The organism is Paraburkholderia sp. SUR17, from assembly GCF_029536165.1.
In the GTDB taxonomy this organism is placed as follows: domain Bacteria; phylum Pseudomonadota; class Gammaproteobacteria; order Burkholderiales; family Burkholderiaceae; genus Paraburkholderia; species Paraburkholderia kururiensis.
In genome coordinates, this window is the sequence record NZ_CP120509.1 from 440,668 (window position 1) to 454,362 (window position 13,695).

17 protein-coding genes are annotated in these 13,695 nt (G+C 66.6%); 9 read left to right on the forward strand and 8 right to left on the reverse strand.

Annotation, left to right across the window (positions count from 1 at the left end):
• Nucleotides 1-13: 13 nt before the first annotated feature.
• The 8 genes from nifW to P2869_RS19410 form a co-directional block, all read right to left on the reverse strand.
• Nucleotides 14-352 (reverse strand): nitrogenase stabilizing/protective protein NifW, encoded by a 339-nt coding sequence (gene nifW / locus P2869_RS19375; RefSeq protein ID WP_017773440.1) that lies wholly within the window; start codon nucleotides 350-352, stop codon nucleotides 14-16.
• Between the two features lie 34 nt (nucleotides 353-386).
• Nucleotides 387-1,523 carry a homocitrate synthase gene (gene nifV / locus P2869_RS19380; RefSeq protein ID WP_017773441.1) on the reverse strand — a complete coding sequence of 379 codons (1,137 nt, stop codon included), beginning with the start codon at nucleotides 1,521-1,523 and terminating at the stop codon, nucleotides 387-389.
• A gap of 207 nt (nucleotides 1,524-1,730) precedes the next feature.
• A complete protein-coding gene (locus P2869_RS19385; protein ID WP_017773442.1) occupies nucleotides 1,731-2,066 on the reverse strand; it encodes a 2Fe-2S iron-sulfur cluster-binding protein in 336 nt (111 codons plus the stop codon).
• 33 nt (nucleotides 2,067-2,099) lie between these two features.
• The gene (hscA, locus tag P2869_RS19390; protein WP_277599229.1) at nucleotides 2,100-3,986 is read right to left on the reverse strand and encodes a Fe-S protein assembly chaperone HscA; all 1,887 of its coding nucleotides are present in this window, start codon (nucleotides 3,984-3,986) and stop codon (nucleotides 2,100-2,102) included.
• 38 nt (nucleotides 3,987-4,024) lie between these two features.
• A complete protein-coding gene (iscA, locus tag P2869_RS19395; RefSeq protein ID WP_026121171.1) occupies nucleotides 4,025-4,348 on the reverse strand; it encodes an iron-sulfur cluster assembly protein IscA in 324 nt (107 codons plus the stop codon).
• A gap of 11 nt (nucleotides 4,349-4,359) precedes the next feature.
• Nucleotides 4,360-4,731 carry an iron-sulfur cluster insertion protein ErpA gene (gene erpA, locus P2869_RS19400; protein WP_017773445.1) on the reverse strand — a complete coding sequence of 124 codons (372 nt, stop codon included), beginning with the start codon at nucleotides 4,729-4,731 and terminating at the stop codon, nucleotides 4,360-4,362.
• Nucleotides 4,732-4,760: 29 nt separating this feature from the next.
• On the reverse strand, nucleotides 4,761-5,204 hold the full coding sequence (gene iscU, locus P2869_RS19405) for a Fe-S cluster assembly scaffold IscU (RefSeq protein WP_017773446.1): 444 nt from the start codon (nucleotides 5,202-5,204) through the stop codon (nucleotides 4,761-4,763).
• A gap of 43 nt (nucleotides 5,205-5,247) precedes the next feature.
• Nucleotides 5,248-6,486 carry an IscS subfamily cysteine desulfurase gene (locus tag P2869_RS19410; protein ID WP_277599230.1) on the reverse strand — a complete coding sequence of 413 codons (1,239 nt, stop codon included), beginning with the start codon at nucleotides 6,484-6,486 and terminating at the stop codon, nucleotides 5,248-5,250.
• Nucleotides 6,487-6,827: 341 nt separating this feature from the next.
• Here P2869_RS19410 and nifA point away from each other — a divergent pair, with 341 nt between their 5' ends.
• From nifA to P2869_RS19455, 9 genes are all read left to right on the forward strand, one after another.
• Nucleotides 6,828-8,561 (forward strand): nif-specific transcriptional activator NifA, encoded by a 1,734-nt coding sequence (gene nifA, locus P2869_RS19415; RefSeq protein ID WP_277599231.1) that lies wholly within the window; start codon nucleotides 6,828-6,830, stop codon nucleotides 8,559-8,561.
• Between the two features lie 226 nt (nucleotides 8,562-8,787).
• Nucleotides 8,788-10,389, forward strand: a complete 1,602-nt coding sequence (nifB, locus tag P2869_RS19420) for a nitrogenase cofactor biosynthesis protein NifB (RefSeq protein WP_277599232.1) — start codon at nucleotides 8,788-8,790, stop codon at nucleotides 10,387-10,389.
• A 104-nt stretch (nucleotides 10,390-10,493) separates the two neighbouring features.
• Entirely contained in the window at nucleotides 10,494-10,688 is a 195-nt protein-coding gene (locus P2869_RS19425) for a 4Fe-4S binding protein (protein WP_017773450.1), read from the forward strand.
• 64 nt (nucleotides 10,689-10,752) lie between these two features.
• Nucleotides 10,753-11,157 (forward strand): iron-sulfur cluster assembly accessory protein, encoded by a 405-nt coding sequence (locus P2869_RS19430; protein ID WP_126876006.1) that lies wholly within the window; start codon nucleotides 10,753-10,755, stop codon nucleotides 11,155-11,157.
• Between the two features lie 14 nt (nucleotides 11,158-11,171).
• On the forward strand, nucleotides 11,172-11,774 hold the full coding sequence (locus tag P2869_RS19435) for a hypothetical protein (protein ID WP_277599233.1): 603 nt from the start codon (nucleotides 11,172-11,174) through the stop codon (nucleotides 11,772-11,774).
• Complete coding sequence (locus P2869_RS19440) at nucleotides 11,771-12,625, forward strand: 4Fe4S-binding leucine-rich repeat protein (RefSeq protein ID WP_277599234.1); 855 nt, start codon at nucleotides 11,771-11,773, stop codon at nucleotides 12,623-12,625. Before P2869_RS19435 ends, P2869_RS19440 begins: the two co-directional genes overlap by 4 nt.
• Complete coding sequence (locus P2869_RS19445; RefSeq protein WP_277599235.1) at nucleotides 12,618-13,034, forward strand: nitrogen fixation protein NifZ; 417 nt, start codon at nucleotides 12,618-12,620, stop codon at nucleotides 13,032-13,034. The genes P2869_RS19440 and P2869_RS19445 overlap by 8 nt, the downstream gene beginning before the upstream one ends.
• Nucleotides 13,031-13,306, forward strand: coding sequence for a nitrogen fixation protein NifZ (locus tag P2869_RS19450; RefSeq protein WP_277599236.1), 276 nt, complete (start codon nucleotides 13,031-13,033; stop codon nucleotides 13,304-13,306). The genes P2869_RS19445 and P2869_RS19450 overlap by 4 nt, the downstream gene beginning before the upstream one ends.
• Entirely contained in the window at nucleotides 13,303-13,683 is a 381-nt protein-coding gene (locus P2869_RS19455) for a hypothetical protein (RefSeq protein ID WP_277599237.1), read from the forward strand. The genes P2869_RS19450 and P2869_RS19455 overlap by 4 nt, the downstream gene beginning before the upstream one ends.
• Nucleotides 13,684-13,695 lie beyond the last annotated feature (12 nt).

Consider the following 13,695-nt stretch of genomic DNA (forward strand, 5'->3'; position numbering starts at 1 on the left):
CGGCTCTCCTCGCTCAGGCGGCGTCGCGCGCGGGCATCGACGCGCGCAGATTCTCGATCGAAACGTGCTGCCGGCCGTCCACGTCCTGAAAGACCTTGAACACTTTCTGCTCGGCGGGCGTGGAGACCACGAAGTCGCCATAGGCCTTCGCGAGCAGGCCGTGATAGGCCGTGTACATCGCCGCCTCGTCGCCCTGAGCTATCGCGTCCTGCTGCCGGATGTACTGGAAAAAACGTTTCAGGATGTGCAGCCGGCTCACGTCCACCACCTTCTGGTCGAACGGAATGCCGAAGAAGCACAGGAAGTCTTCGGCGGACGAGAGCGTTTTCAGTTGTTCGATGAAGCCTTGCATCGCAGTGACTCCTTCATGGCGTTCCATACGTCGCTCACGACACCTCTTCCAGCGTGCCGCGCGCTTCCACCAGAAACCGGTAGAGGTCGCTCGCGCTCGGCGCCTGCTTGTAGCGCACGGCGAAGTGGCGAATGCGCGTGAGCAGCAGCGGTACGAGCTGGTCGGCGATATTGAGCCCTAGCGCGTCGTACGCCTGACGCACGCTTTGTGATCCTGAATGTTTGCCGAGCACCACGGAGCGTTCGCGGCCCAGTTCGGCCGGATCGAAGCCTTCGTAGGTGGTGGGGTGCTTCGCGATGCCGTCTGCGTGTATGCCCGATTCGTGCGTGAAGACGCCGCCGCCCACAATGCTCTTGTTGAACGACACGTTGCGACCCGATGCCTGTTCGACGAGGCGCGAGATGCCGAGCAGCGAGGTGGTGTCCACGCCCGTGTCGCGTCCCAGCAGGTGGCGCGTGCCCATCACCACTTCTTCCAGCGCCGCGTTGCCCGCGCGCTCGCCCAGACCGTTGACGGTCGTATTCGCATGCGTAGCCCCGGCGCGCAGCGCCGCGAGCGTATTGGCCGTTGCGAGGCCCAGATCGTCGTGCGCGTGAATTTCGATTTCGATGTCCACTGCCGCGCGCAAGCGTGCAATCGCCTCGTAGGTGGCGAACGGGTCCAGCACGCCGAGCGTGTCGGCAAAGCGCACGCGCTGCGCGCCGCACTGCTGCGCCCGCTGCGCGATGTCGGCAATGAAGGCCGGGTCTGCGCGCGACGCGTCTTCGAGACCGAGCGACACCTTACGCCCGCTCTTCGCCGCTTCGGCAATCACGCGCGTGACCTGCGCAAGCGCCCAGCTGCGCGGCTGCCGAAGCTTGTGCTGAAGGTGGATGTCCGAAACGGGAATCGAAAGATGCACGATGTCGGGATTGCAGCGCAGCGCCGCGGCCAGATCGGCGTCGGTGAGGCGCCCCCAGACCATCATGCCGGCATCGAGGTTCAGGTCCACGATGGCCTTGATGCACGCAATCTCTTCTTCGCCCATCGCCGGAATGCCGATTTCGAGTTCGGGCACGCCCGCGCGCGAAAGCGCCGTGGCGATCGCGCACTTCTCGTCGACCGTGAACGCGACACCGGCGGTCTGCTCGCCATCGCGCAGCGTGGTGTCGTTGATGATCGGGTTGGACATCGGTGACCTCTCTGGTGGTTGCGACATGAATTGCAAGGGCTATGCCAGCGAGGGCGGCAACACGGAGAGGGCTTGCGGGAAGCGCTTTTCGCGCAATCTGTCGAGATCCGAACCCTTCGTGGCTGCGTTGTCCGTGTCGCGAATGTTCTGTTTCAGACAGCCAGGGAACGGAGTCGTACGTCTGGTGCAGCGCGCGCTGAACGGCGCTCAGCGTTCGCGCGCGAGGTTGCGCGTGTGGCGCGGCAGTTCGACGACGAGATCCGCGTCGCGCAGCTTCACGCAGCAGGCCAGACGCGATTGCGCGTCGAGCCCCCAGGCGTGATCGAGCTGATCGCTTTCGTCGTCCTCGGGCGGCGCGAGCGATGCGCCGCCCTCGCGCACGTAGACGTGGCACGTGGCACACGCCGCGACCATTTCGCAGGCGTGTTCGAGCGCGATGCCCGACTGAACGAGGCTCTCGCACAGCGACGTGCCGCGTTTGACGTCGAGCGTCTGCCCTGCGGGGCATAGCTCGGGATGAGGGAGTACCTGGATGCGTGGCATGGTCGCGAACCTCGTGATGCACTAGTGATGCAATCAGGCGAGGCTGTCGAGCTCGCGGCCCGTTAGCGCGGCGCGAATCGATGCGTTCATGCGGCGCGCGGCGAATTCCTCCGTGGCCTCGGAGAGCACGGCGGCAATCGCCTTGAGCGTATCGGGCGGCGCGCCGGTTTCGAGAGCGTCGGCCACGCGAAAGCCCGCGTGCCGGATGGCAGCGAGTTCTTCGTCGTCGAGCAGGTCGGCGTCGGTGGCAAGGGCGGCTTCGGTCGCATCCAGCAAGCGCCGCGCGTCGATCTGCGCCTCGCGCAGCATGCGCAACTGCATGTCGTCGGTCGAGGTTTCGATGGCCTCTTTCAGCATGGCGGCCACCTGGGCGTCGCTCAAACCATACGACGGCTTTACTTCCACGTGCGCCTCGGTGCCCGTGGTTTGCTCGCGTGCGGTTACGGCGAGCAGACCGTCCGCGTCGATCTGGAACGTTACGCGAATGCGCGCCGCACCTGCGACTGCGGGCGGAATGCCGCGCAACTCGAAGCGCGCGAGCGAGCGGCAGTCCGCCACGCCTTCGCGTTCACCCTGCACGACGTGAATCGACATGGCGGTCTGCCCGTCTTTGAACGTGGTGAATTCCTGGGCGCGTGCGAGCGGCAGCGTCGAGTTGCGCGGAATGATCTTTTCGACAAGCCCACCCATGGTTTCGATACCGAGCGACAGCGGGCACACGTCGAGCAGCAGCCAGCCGCCGTCGTTGCCATTGTCATTGCCATTGCCGGCCAGCACGTCGGCCTGCCTGGCGGCGCCGAGCGCGACCACCTGATCGGGGTCGATGTCGGCAAGCGGCTCGCGGCCGAAGAACGCACGCACAGCGTCGCGGGCGAGCGGCATGCGCGTCGAGCCGCCTACCAGCACCACGCCGGCTAACTCGTTGCTCTGCAACCGGGCGTCGCGCAGCGCGCGCCGCGTGGCGGCGAGCGTGCGTTCGATCAGCGGCGCGCCGAGCGCAGCGAACGTGGCGCGCGTGAGCGTGCGCCGCCAGACCGTGCCGTCGGCCATTTCCACCACCGCCTCGACCGTGTCCGTTTGCGAAAGCGCTTCTTTCGCGGCGCGCGCCGCGACTAGCACCGCCCGCTGATCGCGCGGCCCGAGCGACGCTACGCCGCCCACGCCATGCGCGTTGCAGAGCCACTGCGCGATGGCGTAATCGAAGTCGTCTCCACCGAGCGCGGAGTCGCCGCCCGTGGCGAGCACTTCGAACACGCCCTTGGATAGACGCAGGATGGAGATGTCGAACGTGCCGCCGCCCAGGTCGTAGACGGCGAAGGTGCCTTCGGCCGCGCGGTCGAGTCCATACGCGACGGCCGCCGCCGTGGGCTCGTTCATCAGACGCAGCACCGTCAGACCGGCGAGTTTCGCGGCGTCTTTCGTGGCCTGGCGCTGCGCGTCGTCGAAGTACGCGGGCACCGTGATGACCACGCCCGTCAGTTCGCCGCCCAGCGACGCTTCGGCCTGCTCGCGCAACGCTCGCAGAATCTCAGCGGACACTTCGACGGGCGAGCGCTCGCCCGCCACGGTGGCCACGTTCACCATGCCGGGCCGGTCGACGAAGCGATAGGGCAGCGCGCCCGCATCGGGCAGGTCCGTGAGGCGCCGCCCCATGAAGCGCTTTACCGAAACGATTGTGTTGGCCGGATCGTCGGTGACGTGCGCCTGCGCTTCACGTCCCACTTCGATTTCGCCCGAAGGCAGATAGCGGACGATGGACGGCATCAGCAGCGCGCCGTTCGCATCCGGCAACACGCGCGCCAGCGCGCTTTGTACTGTGGCGACGAGCGAGTTCGTCGTGCCGAGGTCGATGCCGGCCGCGAGCCGGTGCTGATGCGGGGCGGCCGCACGGCCGGGTTCGGCGATCTGCAGCAGGGCCATGGGCGGAATCCTCGTCGGTTGGTTCGGATGGCGAAGCGTCAGACCGCGAAGCTTTCTCCGCATCCGCAGCTGGCTTTTGCGTTCGGGTTGTGGAACTTGAACCCTTCGTTCAGGCCTTCGCGAACGAAATCGAGTTCGGTGCCGTCGAGCATGGGCAGGCTGCGCGGGTCCACGACGATGGTCACGCCGTGCGCTTCGAAGCACTGGTCCTCGGCGTTCGGCGTGTCGACGAATTCGAGCGCGTAGGCGAAGCCCGAGCAGCCGCTTGTCTTCACGGCAAGGCGCAGCCCGACGCCGCTGCCGCGCTTTTGCAGCGACCGTTCGACGTGCCGCGCGGCGGCAGGCGTAAGCGAAATGGACATGGCAACCTCGCTCACGCGGAGAACGAACTGCCGCAGCCGCAGGTGCTCTGCGCATTCGGGTTCTGGATCACGAAGCGCGAGCCTTCGAGCCCGTCTTCGTAATCCACGCGCGCGCCGAGCAGATATTGCTGGCTCATGGCGTCGATCAGCAGCGTGACGCCGTCTGTGACCACCTGCATGTCGTCTTCGGCCACCTGGTCGTCGAACGAGAAGCCGTATTGAAAGCCGGAGCAGCCGCCGCCCGACACGTAGAGCCGCAGCTTCAGTTGCGGGTTGCCTTCTTCTTCGATCAGCGAGGCGACCTTCGCCGCGGCGCGCGCGGTGAAGTCGAGAAAGGCCGGCGCGGATTGCGGCGCGGCGGCCACAGGTTCAAGCATTTCCATGGTGCGAGTCCTCGTTCGAATGAGCGCGTTCACTGGGCGCCGGACGCGCAGGCCGGCTGTTCGGTCGTGAGGCTGTCACCTTCGTCCGCTTGTGTGTGCTGGCGCGAGCGGAAATCGGCGACGGCGGCCTTGATGGCGTCCTCGGCGAGGATCGAGCAGTGAATCTTCACGGGCGGCAGGGCGAGCGCCTCCGCGATCTGCGTATTGCGGATCGTCATGGCCTCGTCGAGCGTCTTGCCCTTCACCCATTCGGTCACGAGCGAACTCGATGCGATGGCCGAGCCGCAGCCGTAGGTCTTGAAGCGTGCGTCTTCGATCACGCCGTCGCGGTTCACGCGAATCTGCAGCCGCATCACATCGCCGCAGGCGGGCGCGCCCACCATGCCGGTGCCCACCGCGCTGTCGTCTTTCGCGAACGAGCCGACGTTGCGCGGGTTTTCGTAGTGGTCCAGAACCTCGTTGCTGTAAGCCATCGCATGCTCCTCGTGGAGAACGGCGGAATGTGTGTTCAGTGCCTCAATGCGCTGCCCACTGAATGGAAGCCAGGTCCACGCCCGCGCGCGCCATGTCCCACAGCGGGCTCATTTCGCGCAGCCGCCCCACCACCTGGGTGACCTGGTCAATGGCGAAATCGATTTCTTCCGCCGTCGTGAAGCGGCCGAGCGAAAAGCGGATGGAGCTGTGCGCGAGCTCGTCTTCGCGCCCCATTGCGCGCAGCACGTAGCTGGGTTCGAGGCTCGCCGACGTGCAGGCGGACCCCGACGACACCGCGATGTCCTTGATGCCCATCAGCAGCGATTCGCCCTCCACGTAGCGGAAGCTCACGTTCAGGTAATGCGGCGCGCAGTGCGCGAGGTCGCCGTTGAGGCACACGGCGTCGATGGCCGAGAGACCCGCCCAGAGCCGGTCGCGCAGCGCGCGGATGCGCTCGGTGTCGGCCTGCATGCTCTCGCGCGCGAGCCAGAACGCCTCGCCCATGCCCACGATCTGGTGCGTGGGCAGCGTGCCGGAACGCATGCCGCGCTCGTGGCCGCCGCCGTGCATCTGCGCTTCAAGGCGCACGCGCGGCTTGCGGCGCACATAGAGCGCGCCAATGCCTTTCGGGCCGTACATCTTGTGCGCGGAAAGCGACATCAGGTCCACGGGCAACGTGTCGAGGTCGATGGGCACCTTGCCCGCGGCCTGCGCGGCGTCGACGTGGAACAGCACGCCGCGGCTGCGGCACATGGCGCCGAGCGCGCCAATGTCGTGCATGGCGCCCGTTTCGTTGTTGACGAACATGGCCGACGCCAGCACGGTGCCGGGCTTGAGCGCCGCTTCGAAGGCGGCCGGATCCACGCGGCCGTCGGGCTGCACGGGCAGCACCGTCACCTCGAACCCTTCGCGTTCCAGTTCGCGCAGGGTGTCGAGCACGGCCTTGTGCTCGGTGGCGACCGTCACGAGGTGGTTGCCGCGCGAGCGGTAGAAGTGCGCGGCACCTTTCAGCGCGAGATTGTTCGACTCCGTCGCACCCGAGGTCCAGACGATCTCGCGCGGGTCGGCGTTCACGAGGCTCGCCACCTGCTCGCGCGCCAGTTCCACGGCTTCGTCGGCCGCCCAGCCGTAGGCGTGGGAGCGGCTCGCCGGGTTGCCGAACAACTGCGTTATATAGGGCAGCATGCGGCGCGCGACGCGCGGGTCCACGGGCGTGGTGGCCGCGTAGTCCAGATAGACAGGCTGGGCGCGGCGTTCAGGGTCACGGGCAAGGTCCGGCATGGCGAACTCCCTTTTTGCGTGTCGAGCGGATCGGGCGGATGGAGCGGATCAAGGCAGGCAGCCAAAATTTGCAACATCCATGCCACGGTTTTTTTTGACGGGTATTGTTATTTCCTCGGCACGCAATGTTTTTTTTGTACGGTGTAGAGGCGGAATCGCGGCTCAGGCGTGTTGTGTTTGTCGGCTCCCTGTCGTCTTCGTGTCGGCTTTGTCGCCCCGCTTCGTTGTGTGCCCGAATGCCGGTCCGGTCCCGGCTTGGGCTAAATCTTGCTTTGATGGCGGATCGTGCTGTTGTTGGGCCGTGGCGCCTCGACCGGGCCACAGCACGAGCGGAGGGATTCATGCAGAACCCAGGTGCAGGCGAGGCCCGTCGTGAGCTTGACGCGGTCTATGAAGTCAGCAAGACGCTGGTGTCGTCGCTCGACGTAGCGCAGACGTTCCGCACGTCGCTGCAATACCTCCTGCACGCGCTGGAATGGCGGCGTGCGTTCGTCGTGGTCGCGGAACCCGGCGGCCAGCTGCGCGGGCTATGCAGTGCGGGACTCTCGAGCGACGAGCATCAGCGCATTCGTTTTCATCCGGGCGAAGGCATCGTGGGGCGCGTCTACAAGAGCGGCCTGCCCGCGGTGGTGCCGGACGTGCGCGACGAACCGGTGTTTCTCGACCGCACCGGCAGCGCGGACGTGCCCGGCGAATTCGGCGACGCGCGTATCGCGCTGCTCGCCACGCCTTTGCGCCAGGAGCATCACACGCTCGGCGTGCTCGCCGTGTTCTGCATGAACCCGGGCGGCACACGCATGTTTGCGGGCGACCTGCACCTCATGAAGATCGTTTCCACGCTGATGGGCCAGGCGCTGCTGCTTCATCGCAGCGTGAGCGCCGCACACGACCGCATGCAGGAAGAAGTGCGGCGCATGCAGAAGGCGATTCGACCGTTTCAGCCGCTCGATCAGGTGGTGGGCGTTTCGGAGCCCATGCGACGCATCTTTGAACAGGTTCACCAGGTCGCGCCTGCACGCACCACGGTGCTGCTGCGTGGCGAAAGCGGCACCGGCAAGGAGGTGATCGCACGCGCCATTCACCGGCTCTCGCCGCGTGGCGAGCAGGCGTTCGTTTCAGTGAACTGCGCGGCGCTCACGGAATCGCTGCTCGAAAGCGAGCTGTTCGGCCACGAGAAAGGCGCCTTCACGGGCGCGCAGGGGCAGCGCAAGGGGCGCTTCGAACTGGCGCACGGCGGCACCCTGTTCCTCGACGAGATAGGCGACATCTCGCCGTCGTTCCAGGCGAAGCTGCTGCGCGTGCTGCAGGAACGCGAGTTCGAGCGCGTGGGCGGCTCCGCGCCCGTGAAGGTGGACGTGCGGCTCATTCTCGCCACCAACCGCAATCTGGAGCGCATGGTGAAAGAGGGCGAGTTCCGCGCCGACCTCTATTACCGCATCAACGTGGTGAGCATCCAGTTGCCGCCGCTGCGCGAACGGCGCGAAGACATTCCGGAAATGGCGCAGTACTTTCTGGACCGCTTCAATCGCGACAACGGCCGCGAACTGCGTTTCAGCCCCGACGCCATGCGCGTGCTGACGAGCTGCTACTGGCCCGGCAACGTGCGCGAACTGGAGAACTGCGTGGAGCGCACGGCGACCATGACGCATAGCGACGTGATCGACCGTCTCGCGTTTCTCTGCCAGGAAGACCAGTGCCTCACGCGCGTGCTCCATCACATCGAACGCGAAGATGCGGTACGGCCGGCGCGTCTCGCGGACATTCCGATTCGCGAGATTCCCGGCACGCCCGCAAGCGACGCCGGCGCGGGCGCACGCGAACACGATTCGTCGTTTGCGCTGCCCGACGATTTCGGCGACGACATCTCTACGGACCCGAACACGGGCGAGCCTTCGGGCGCCTGCCATCCCGCGGACACCGACGAAGGCAAACCCGAGGGCGAGCGCGAGCGGCTCATCTGGGCCATGGAGCGCTGCGGCTGGGTACAGGCAAAGGCCGCACGTCTGCTCAGAATCACGCCGCGGCAGATCGGCTACGCGCTGCACAAGTACGGCATCGAAGTGCGGCGCTTCTAGCACTGCGCCGAGCACGACGCATCGTTGTGAGCTTTGTCGCAACAGCGACAGAAACGCCGGTCCTTGTTGGGTCTGAGTGACGCAGAGGCCCGACAAACCCATCACAAAACACACGACAAAACGCACGCATGTAGGCCACATCCGCGATTTCGCGGGCCCTGCGTGAATGGCATGGATCTGGCTTTTATCTCCACGCGTAGCCACCCACGGTTGCGAGGAGATATCCATGCAAGATCGCGCGAATGCCAGCACGCTACCCGCTGCCGCCTATATCGGCATCGGGCAGATCAAGCCGCTCGGCTCGACCATCGATGTGCCCGCAGCTGGCGGCGGCTGCGGTTCGCAGGGCGGCGACGGCAAGGCGAGCTGCGGTTCGTCGGGCGGCCCCGACGACATGCCCGCCGAAATATGGGAGAAGGTGAAGAACCACCCCTGCTATTCCGAAGAAGCCCATCACCATTACGCACGCATGCACGTGGCCGTCGCGCCCGCGTGCAACATCCAGTGCAACTACTGCAACCGTAAATACGACTGCTCGAACGAGTCGCGGCCCGGCGTCGTCTCGCAGAAGCTCACGCCCGAACAGGCCGTGAAGAAGGTTGTCGCCGTAGCGAGCGAGATTCCGCAGATGACCGTGCTCGGCATTGCGGGCCCAGGCGATTCGCTTGCGAATCCGAAGAAAACCTTCGACACGTTCCGCATGCTTCAGGAGCAGGCGCCCGACATCAAGCTCTGTCTCTCCACGAACGGCCTCGCACTGCCGGACCTCGTGGACGAGATCTGCCAGTACAACATCGACCACGTCACCATCACCATCAACATGGTGGACCCGGCCGTGGGCGCGAAGATCTACCCGTGGATCTTCTGGGACCACCGGCGCGTAACCGGCTACGAAGCCGCGCAGATTCTGCACGAGCGGCAGATGAAGGGGCTCGAAATGCTCACGGCGCGCGGCGTGCTCACGAAGATCAACTCCGTGCTGATTCCGGGCATCAACGACACGCATCTGATCGACGTGAACCGCGAGGTGAAAAAGCGCGGCGCGTTCCTGCACAACATCATGCCGCTCATTTCCGAAGCGGAGCACGGCACGCATTTCGGCCTCACGGGCCAGCGCGGCCCGACGGCCCAGGAACTGAAGGCCGTGCAGGACGCCTGCATGGGCGGTGCGAACCTGATGCGCCATTGCCGCCAGTGCCGTGCGGACGCGGTGGGCCTGCTGGGCGAAGACCGCAGCGAGGAATTCACGCTCGACAAGATCGAGCAGATGGAAGTGGTCTACGACCTCGACCGTCGCCGCGAATACCAGAGCCGCGTGGAGGCGGAACGCGAGGCGCAGCATGCAGCGAAGCAGGAAGCGCTGGCCGCCGCGCAGGCCATCGACGTAGCCGATGACCTCAAGGTGCTGGTGGCGGTCGCGACGAAGGGCGGTGGACGCGTGAACGAGCACTTCGGCCACGTCACCGAATTCCAGATCTTCGAGGTGAGCGCGACCGAAGCGCTGTTCGTCGGCCATCGCCGCGTGGACCTGTACTGCCAGGGCGGCTACGGCGACGACGAACAACTGCCGTCTGTCGTGCGCGCCATCAACGACTGCCATGCGGTACTGGTCGCGAAGATCGGCGCTTGCCCGCGCGATGAACTCGCGCAGGCGGGCATCGAACCCGTGGATCAGTACGTGGGCGAGTTCATCGAAAAAGCCGCGCTGGCCTGGTTCAACGGCTACCGCGAACGCATCGCGAGCGGCGCCATCGTGCACGAAGACCGCGGCGACGCGGCCATCCGGCAGGGCGCGTTCACGGGCTCGGTCGCGGGGGCGGCGGCGTAGCGGCATTTATTCGCCAGCGCATAAGCGGACCACGCGAGCGGGCTGCATGACACGCGGCCCGTTCAGCATCAGTTACACGAATCACCATTCAAAGGAGTGTCCCCATGGCCCTGAAGATCATTGGCTCGACTTGCACCGGCTGCTCGGCATGCGAGCCGGAGTGCCCCAACGTCGCGATCAGCGAGAAAGGCGGCGTGTTCACGATCGACCCGAAGAAGTGCACGGAGTGCGACGGCCACTTCGACAGCCCGCAGTGTGTCGCGGTGTGCCCCGTGGACGGCTGCATCGTTCAGGCGTGAGCGCCGGCACGCGCCGCGCCGTTGCCTGACCGCTCGACTGCCTTAACTGGAGATCCCCTGCACCATGCTGCCCCACGTTACCGTCACTCCCGCCGCGGAGAAATTCATGCGCCGCATCGTGCGCTTTTCGGGCTTGCCCGCAGGCGCAGGCTTTCGTCTGCTCGTGAGCCCGGGCGGCTGCTCCGGCTATCAGGCCGAGTTCAGCGCCGAGGCGGCGCTCAAGGAAGGCGAGCAGGCGCTGGAGGTGGGCGACCTGCTGCTCTTCCTGCCCGCCGAGAGCCGGCTGTTGCTGGACGGCGTGACGATCGACTTCGTCGATACGCCGACGCAATCGGGCCTCACGTTCGTGAGCCAGAACCAGGCGCCGTGCGCGTGCAGCAGCACGGGCGCGAGCGAGCCGGGCGTGGCGCGCATCGACGTGGGCGCGATTGGGCGGGGTCGTCCGCCGTTGCCGCCGCAGGCGTCCTGACGCAGGCCCATGCCATGACGCAGCCGCTCACGTTCGAAGCAGCCGAAGGGCAGGGCGTTGACGACGCGATGGCGCGCTTCGCGCTGTCCGCGCTGGGCGGCGGCCTCGCGCCTGAAGCCGGGCAGCTTGTGGCCGAAGCGAGCCGGCTGCGCGACCGTCCCGACGAGGCGCTGGCGTGCCTCGAACGGGCTCGCGCGATGGCGCCCGATCACCCGGCGCCGCTCATTGCGCTGTATCGCTTCTACTTCTATGGGCATCGGCTGCCCGAGGCGCGCAACGTGGGCGAAGCGGCGCTTGCCGTGGCACGCGCGGCGCTCGGCACGCGCTTCGATGTAGTACCGCCGTCGCACGACGCCGTGCGCTACGACGCGGCGGTTCGCTTCTATCTGTTCACGTTGAAGGGGCTCGCGTATCTGCATATGCGGCTGGGCGAGCTTGAGGCAGCGCGTACGCGCCTCGACGAACTGCGGCGCCTCGATCCCGACGACCAGGTGGGCAGCGCGTTGCTGCTGCATGTGCTAACGCGCCACGAAGAGGCGGCAGACGCCGATGCGGATGCCGACGGCTTCGCGGCACGGCACGCATACCCCGCACGCGGCTGGGCGGCACAACCATGAACACGCGACGCGCCCCTTCCGCAGACATTCCGCCGCGTCACTGGCAGGGCGGGCCGGTGAACTGCGCAGCGTGCCCGCACCAGGCACTGCGTGCGCTGCCCGACGAAGCGGGCTGCGAGCCGGGCCACGCCTGCATGCAGGACGCCTACGCGCGTCGCATCGACCGCTTCTTTCGTTGGCATCCCGAACTGGGCAACGCGCATCTCGATCACCCTTATTTCGAGGTGCGCGCCATCGCGGCGCGCCATGCCGATGTGTTCCGTCTGCCTGCACTGATTGACGATCCCGACGAAACCGTGCGCCTGCAAATTGCGGTGCGTCTGCCGCAGGCGCAACTCGCGCGCATGGCGGGCGACCCGCATCGCGAGGTGCGCATTCGCGTTGCGCAGCGGCTCGCGCCCGAGGCGCTGGCTCATCTGCGCACGGACCCGGACTACGGCGTGCGCGAATGGGTCGCAAGGCGCCTGCCTTCTGCGCTGCTGCCGCTGATGGCCCGCGACGCCGACCGCGTGGTGAGAATGCGCGTGGCCGAACGCATTGACATGCCCGCGCTGCTGCGCATGGCCGACGACACGGAACCCGAAGTGCGCCGCATCGTCGCGGCGCGCCTGCCTGCCGCGCTCGTCACGCGTCTCTTCGACGACGAGGACTGGCGCGTGCGCTGGGAGGCCGCACAACGCGCGCAGCCGCACGCCTTGACCCCGTTGCTGGCCGACCCGGACGACGAGGTGCGCGCCGTTGCGCGCCAACGCATCGACGCGCTGTGTGGCGATACCCCGTGCGTCGCGGTGGCACGCAAGGACGAAGAGCGGTGCTACAGAGAAGCCCAGGCCCGAGCACACCATGGCTGACATCAACCGCGACGACGATGCCATCGAGATCGCCTTTCCGCCGCGCTTTGCCTTCGGCGAGCGCGTGATTGCCCGCACCGTGGTGCGCAACGACGGCACCTATACGGGCAAAGATATCGGCGACGTGCTCGTGAGCAAGGGCGATATCGGCTACGTCACGCGCATCGACACGTTCTTGCAGCAGTTCTACATCTACGCGGTGGACTTCGTGGAAAGCGGCCACCGCGTCGGCATGCGCGCAAAGGAGTTGTGCACGCTCGACAACCTGCCCGACGACGTGCTCGAACGGCTGGGCGAACGCGCGGCGGCGCTTGCGGCGCTGGGACGCCGTGACGCGGGCCATGCCGAAGACGAGAACATGCATGCCGACCGCGAGGCGCATGACGAAGCGGAGGACTGCACGCGATGAACATCGTACCCATCGAGCCGGCCTACGCCTGGGGCATGCGCGTGGTCGCGCTGGACGACCTTTGCAACGACGGCAGCTATCCCGACTGCGCGCAGGACGAATGCCTCGTCACGGCGGGCACGCTGGGCGAGATCGTCAACGTAGGGCACGTGGTGGAGAACGGCGAGCCGGTGTACCTCGTCGAGTTCGGCAGGCAGGTAGTGGGCTGCACGGAAGACGAGATCGCACCGGCGCCCGCAGGGCTGCAACCCGAAGACGAGGTGCGCCCATGATTGCGCGCACCGTGCGAGGCGGCGGGGCCGTGAAGGCGTCACGCCGCGTGTGGCCCGACAGCAGCCCCGTGGCGGACTTCACGCAACACCAGATCGAGCGTGCGTTGCGCAACCGCGTGCGGTACCGCTACGTGCGCCCCCGCGTGGCGCATGAGGCGGACGGGTATCGCATCGAAAGCCCGTGCTGTTCGCGCAACGTGGACCGCGACGGCGGCGTGATCGACATTGCCTGGCTCACGCGCGACGCGGACGGCATGTGGCATCTGCATGCACGCAATCACGTCATGCACGAATGGGACGAGCAGTGCGCGAGCCTCGATCTGACGGCGCTGCTCGACATGCTGTGCGTGGACGCCGCGCGCGTGTTCTGGCCATGAAGCGCGGTCTTG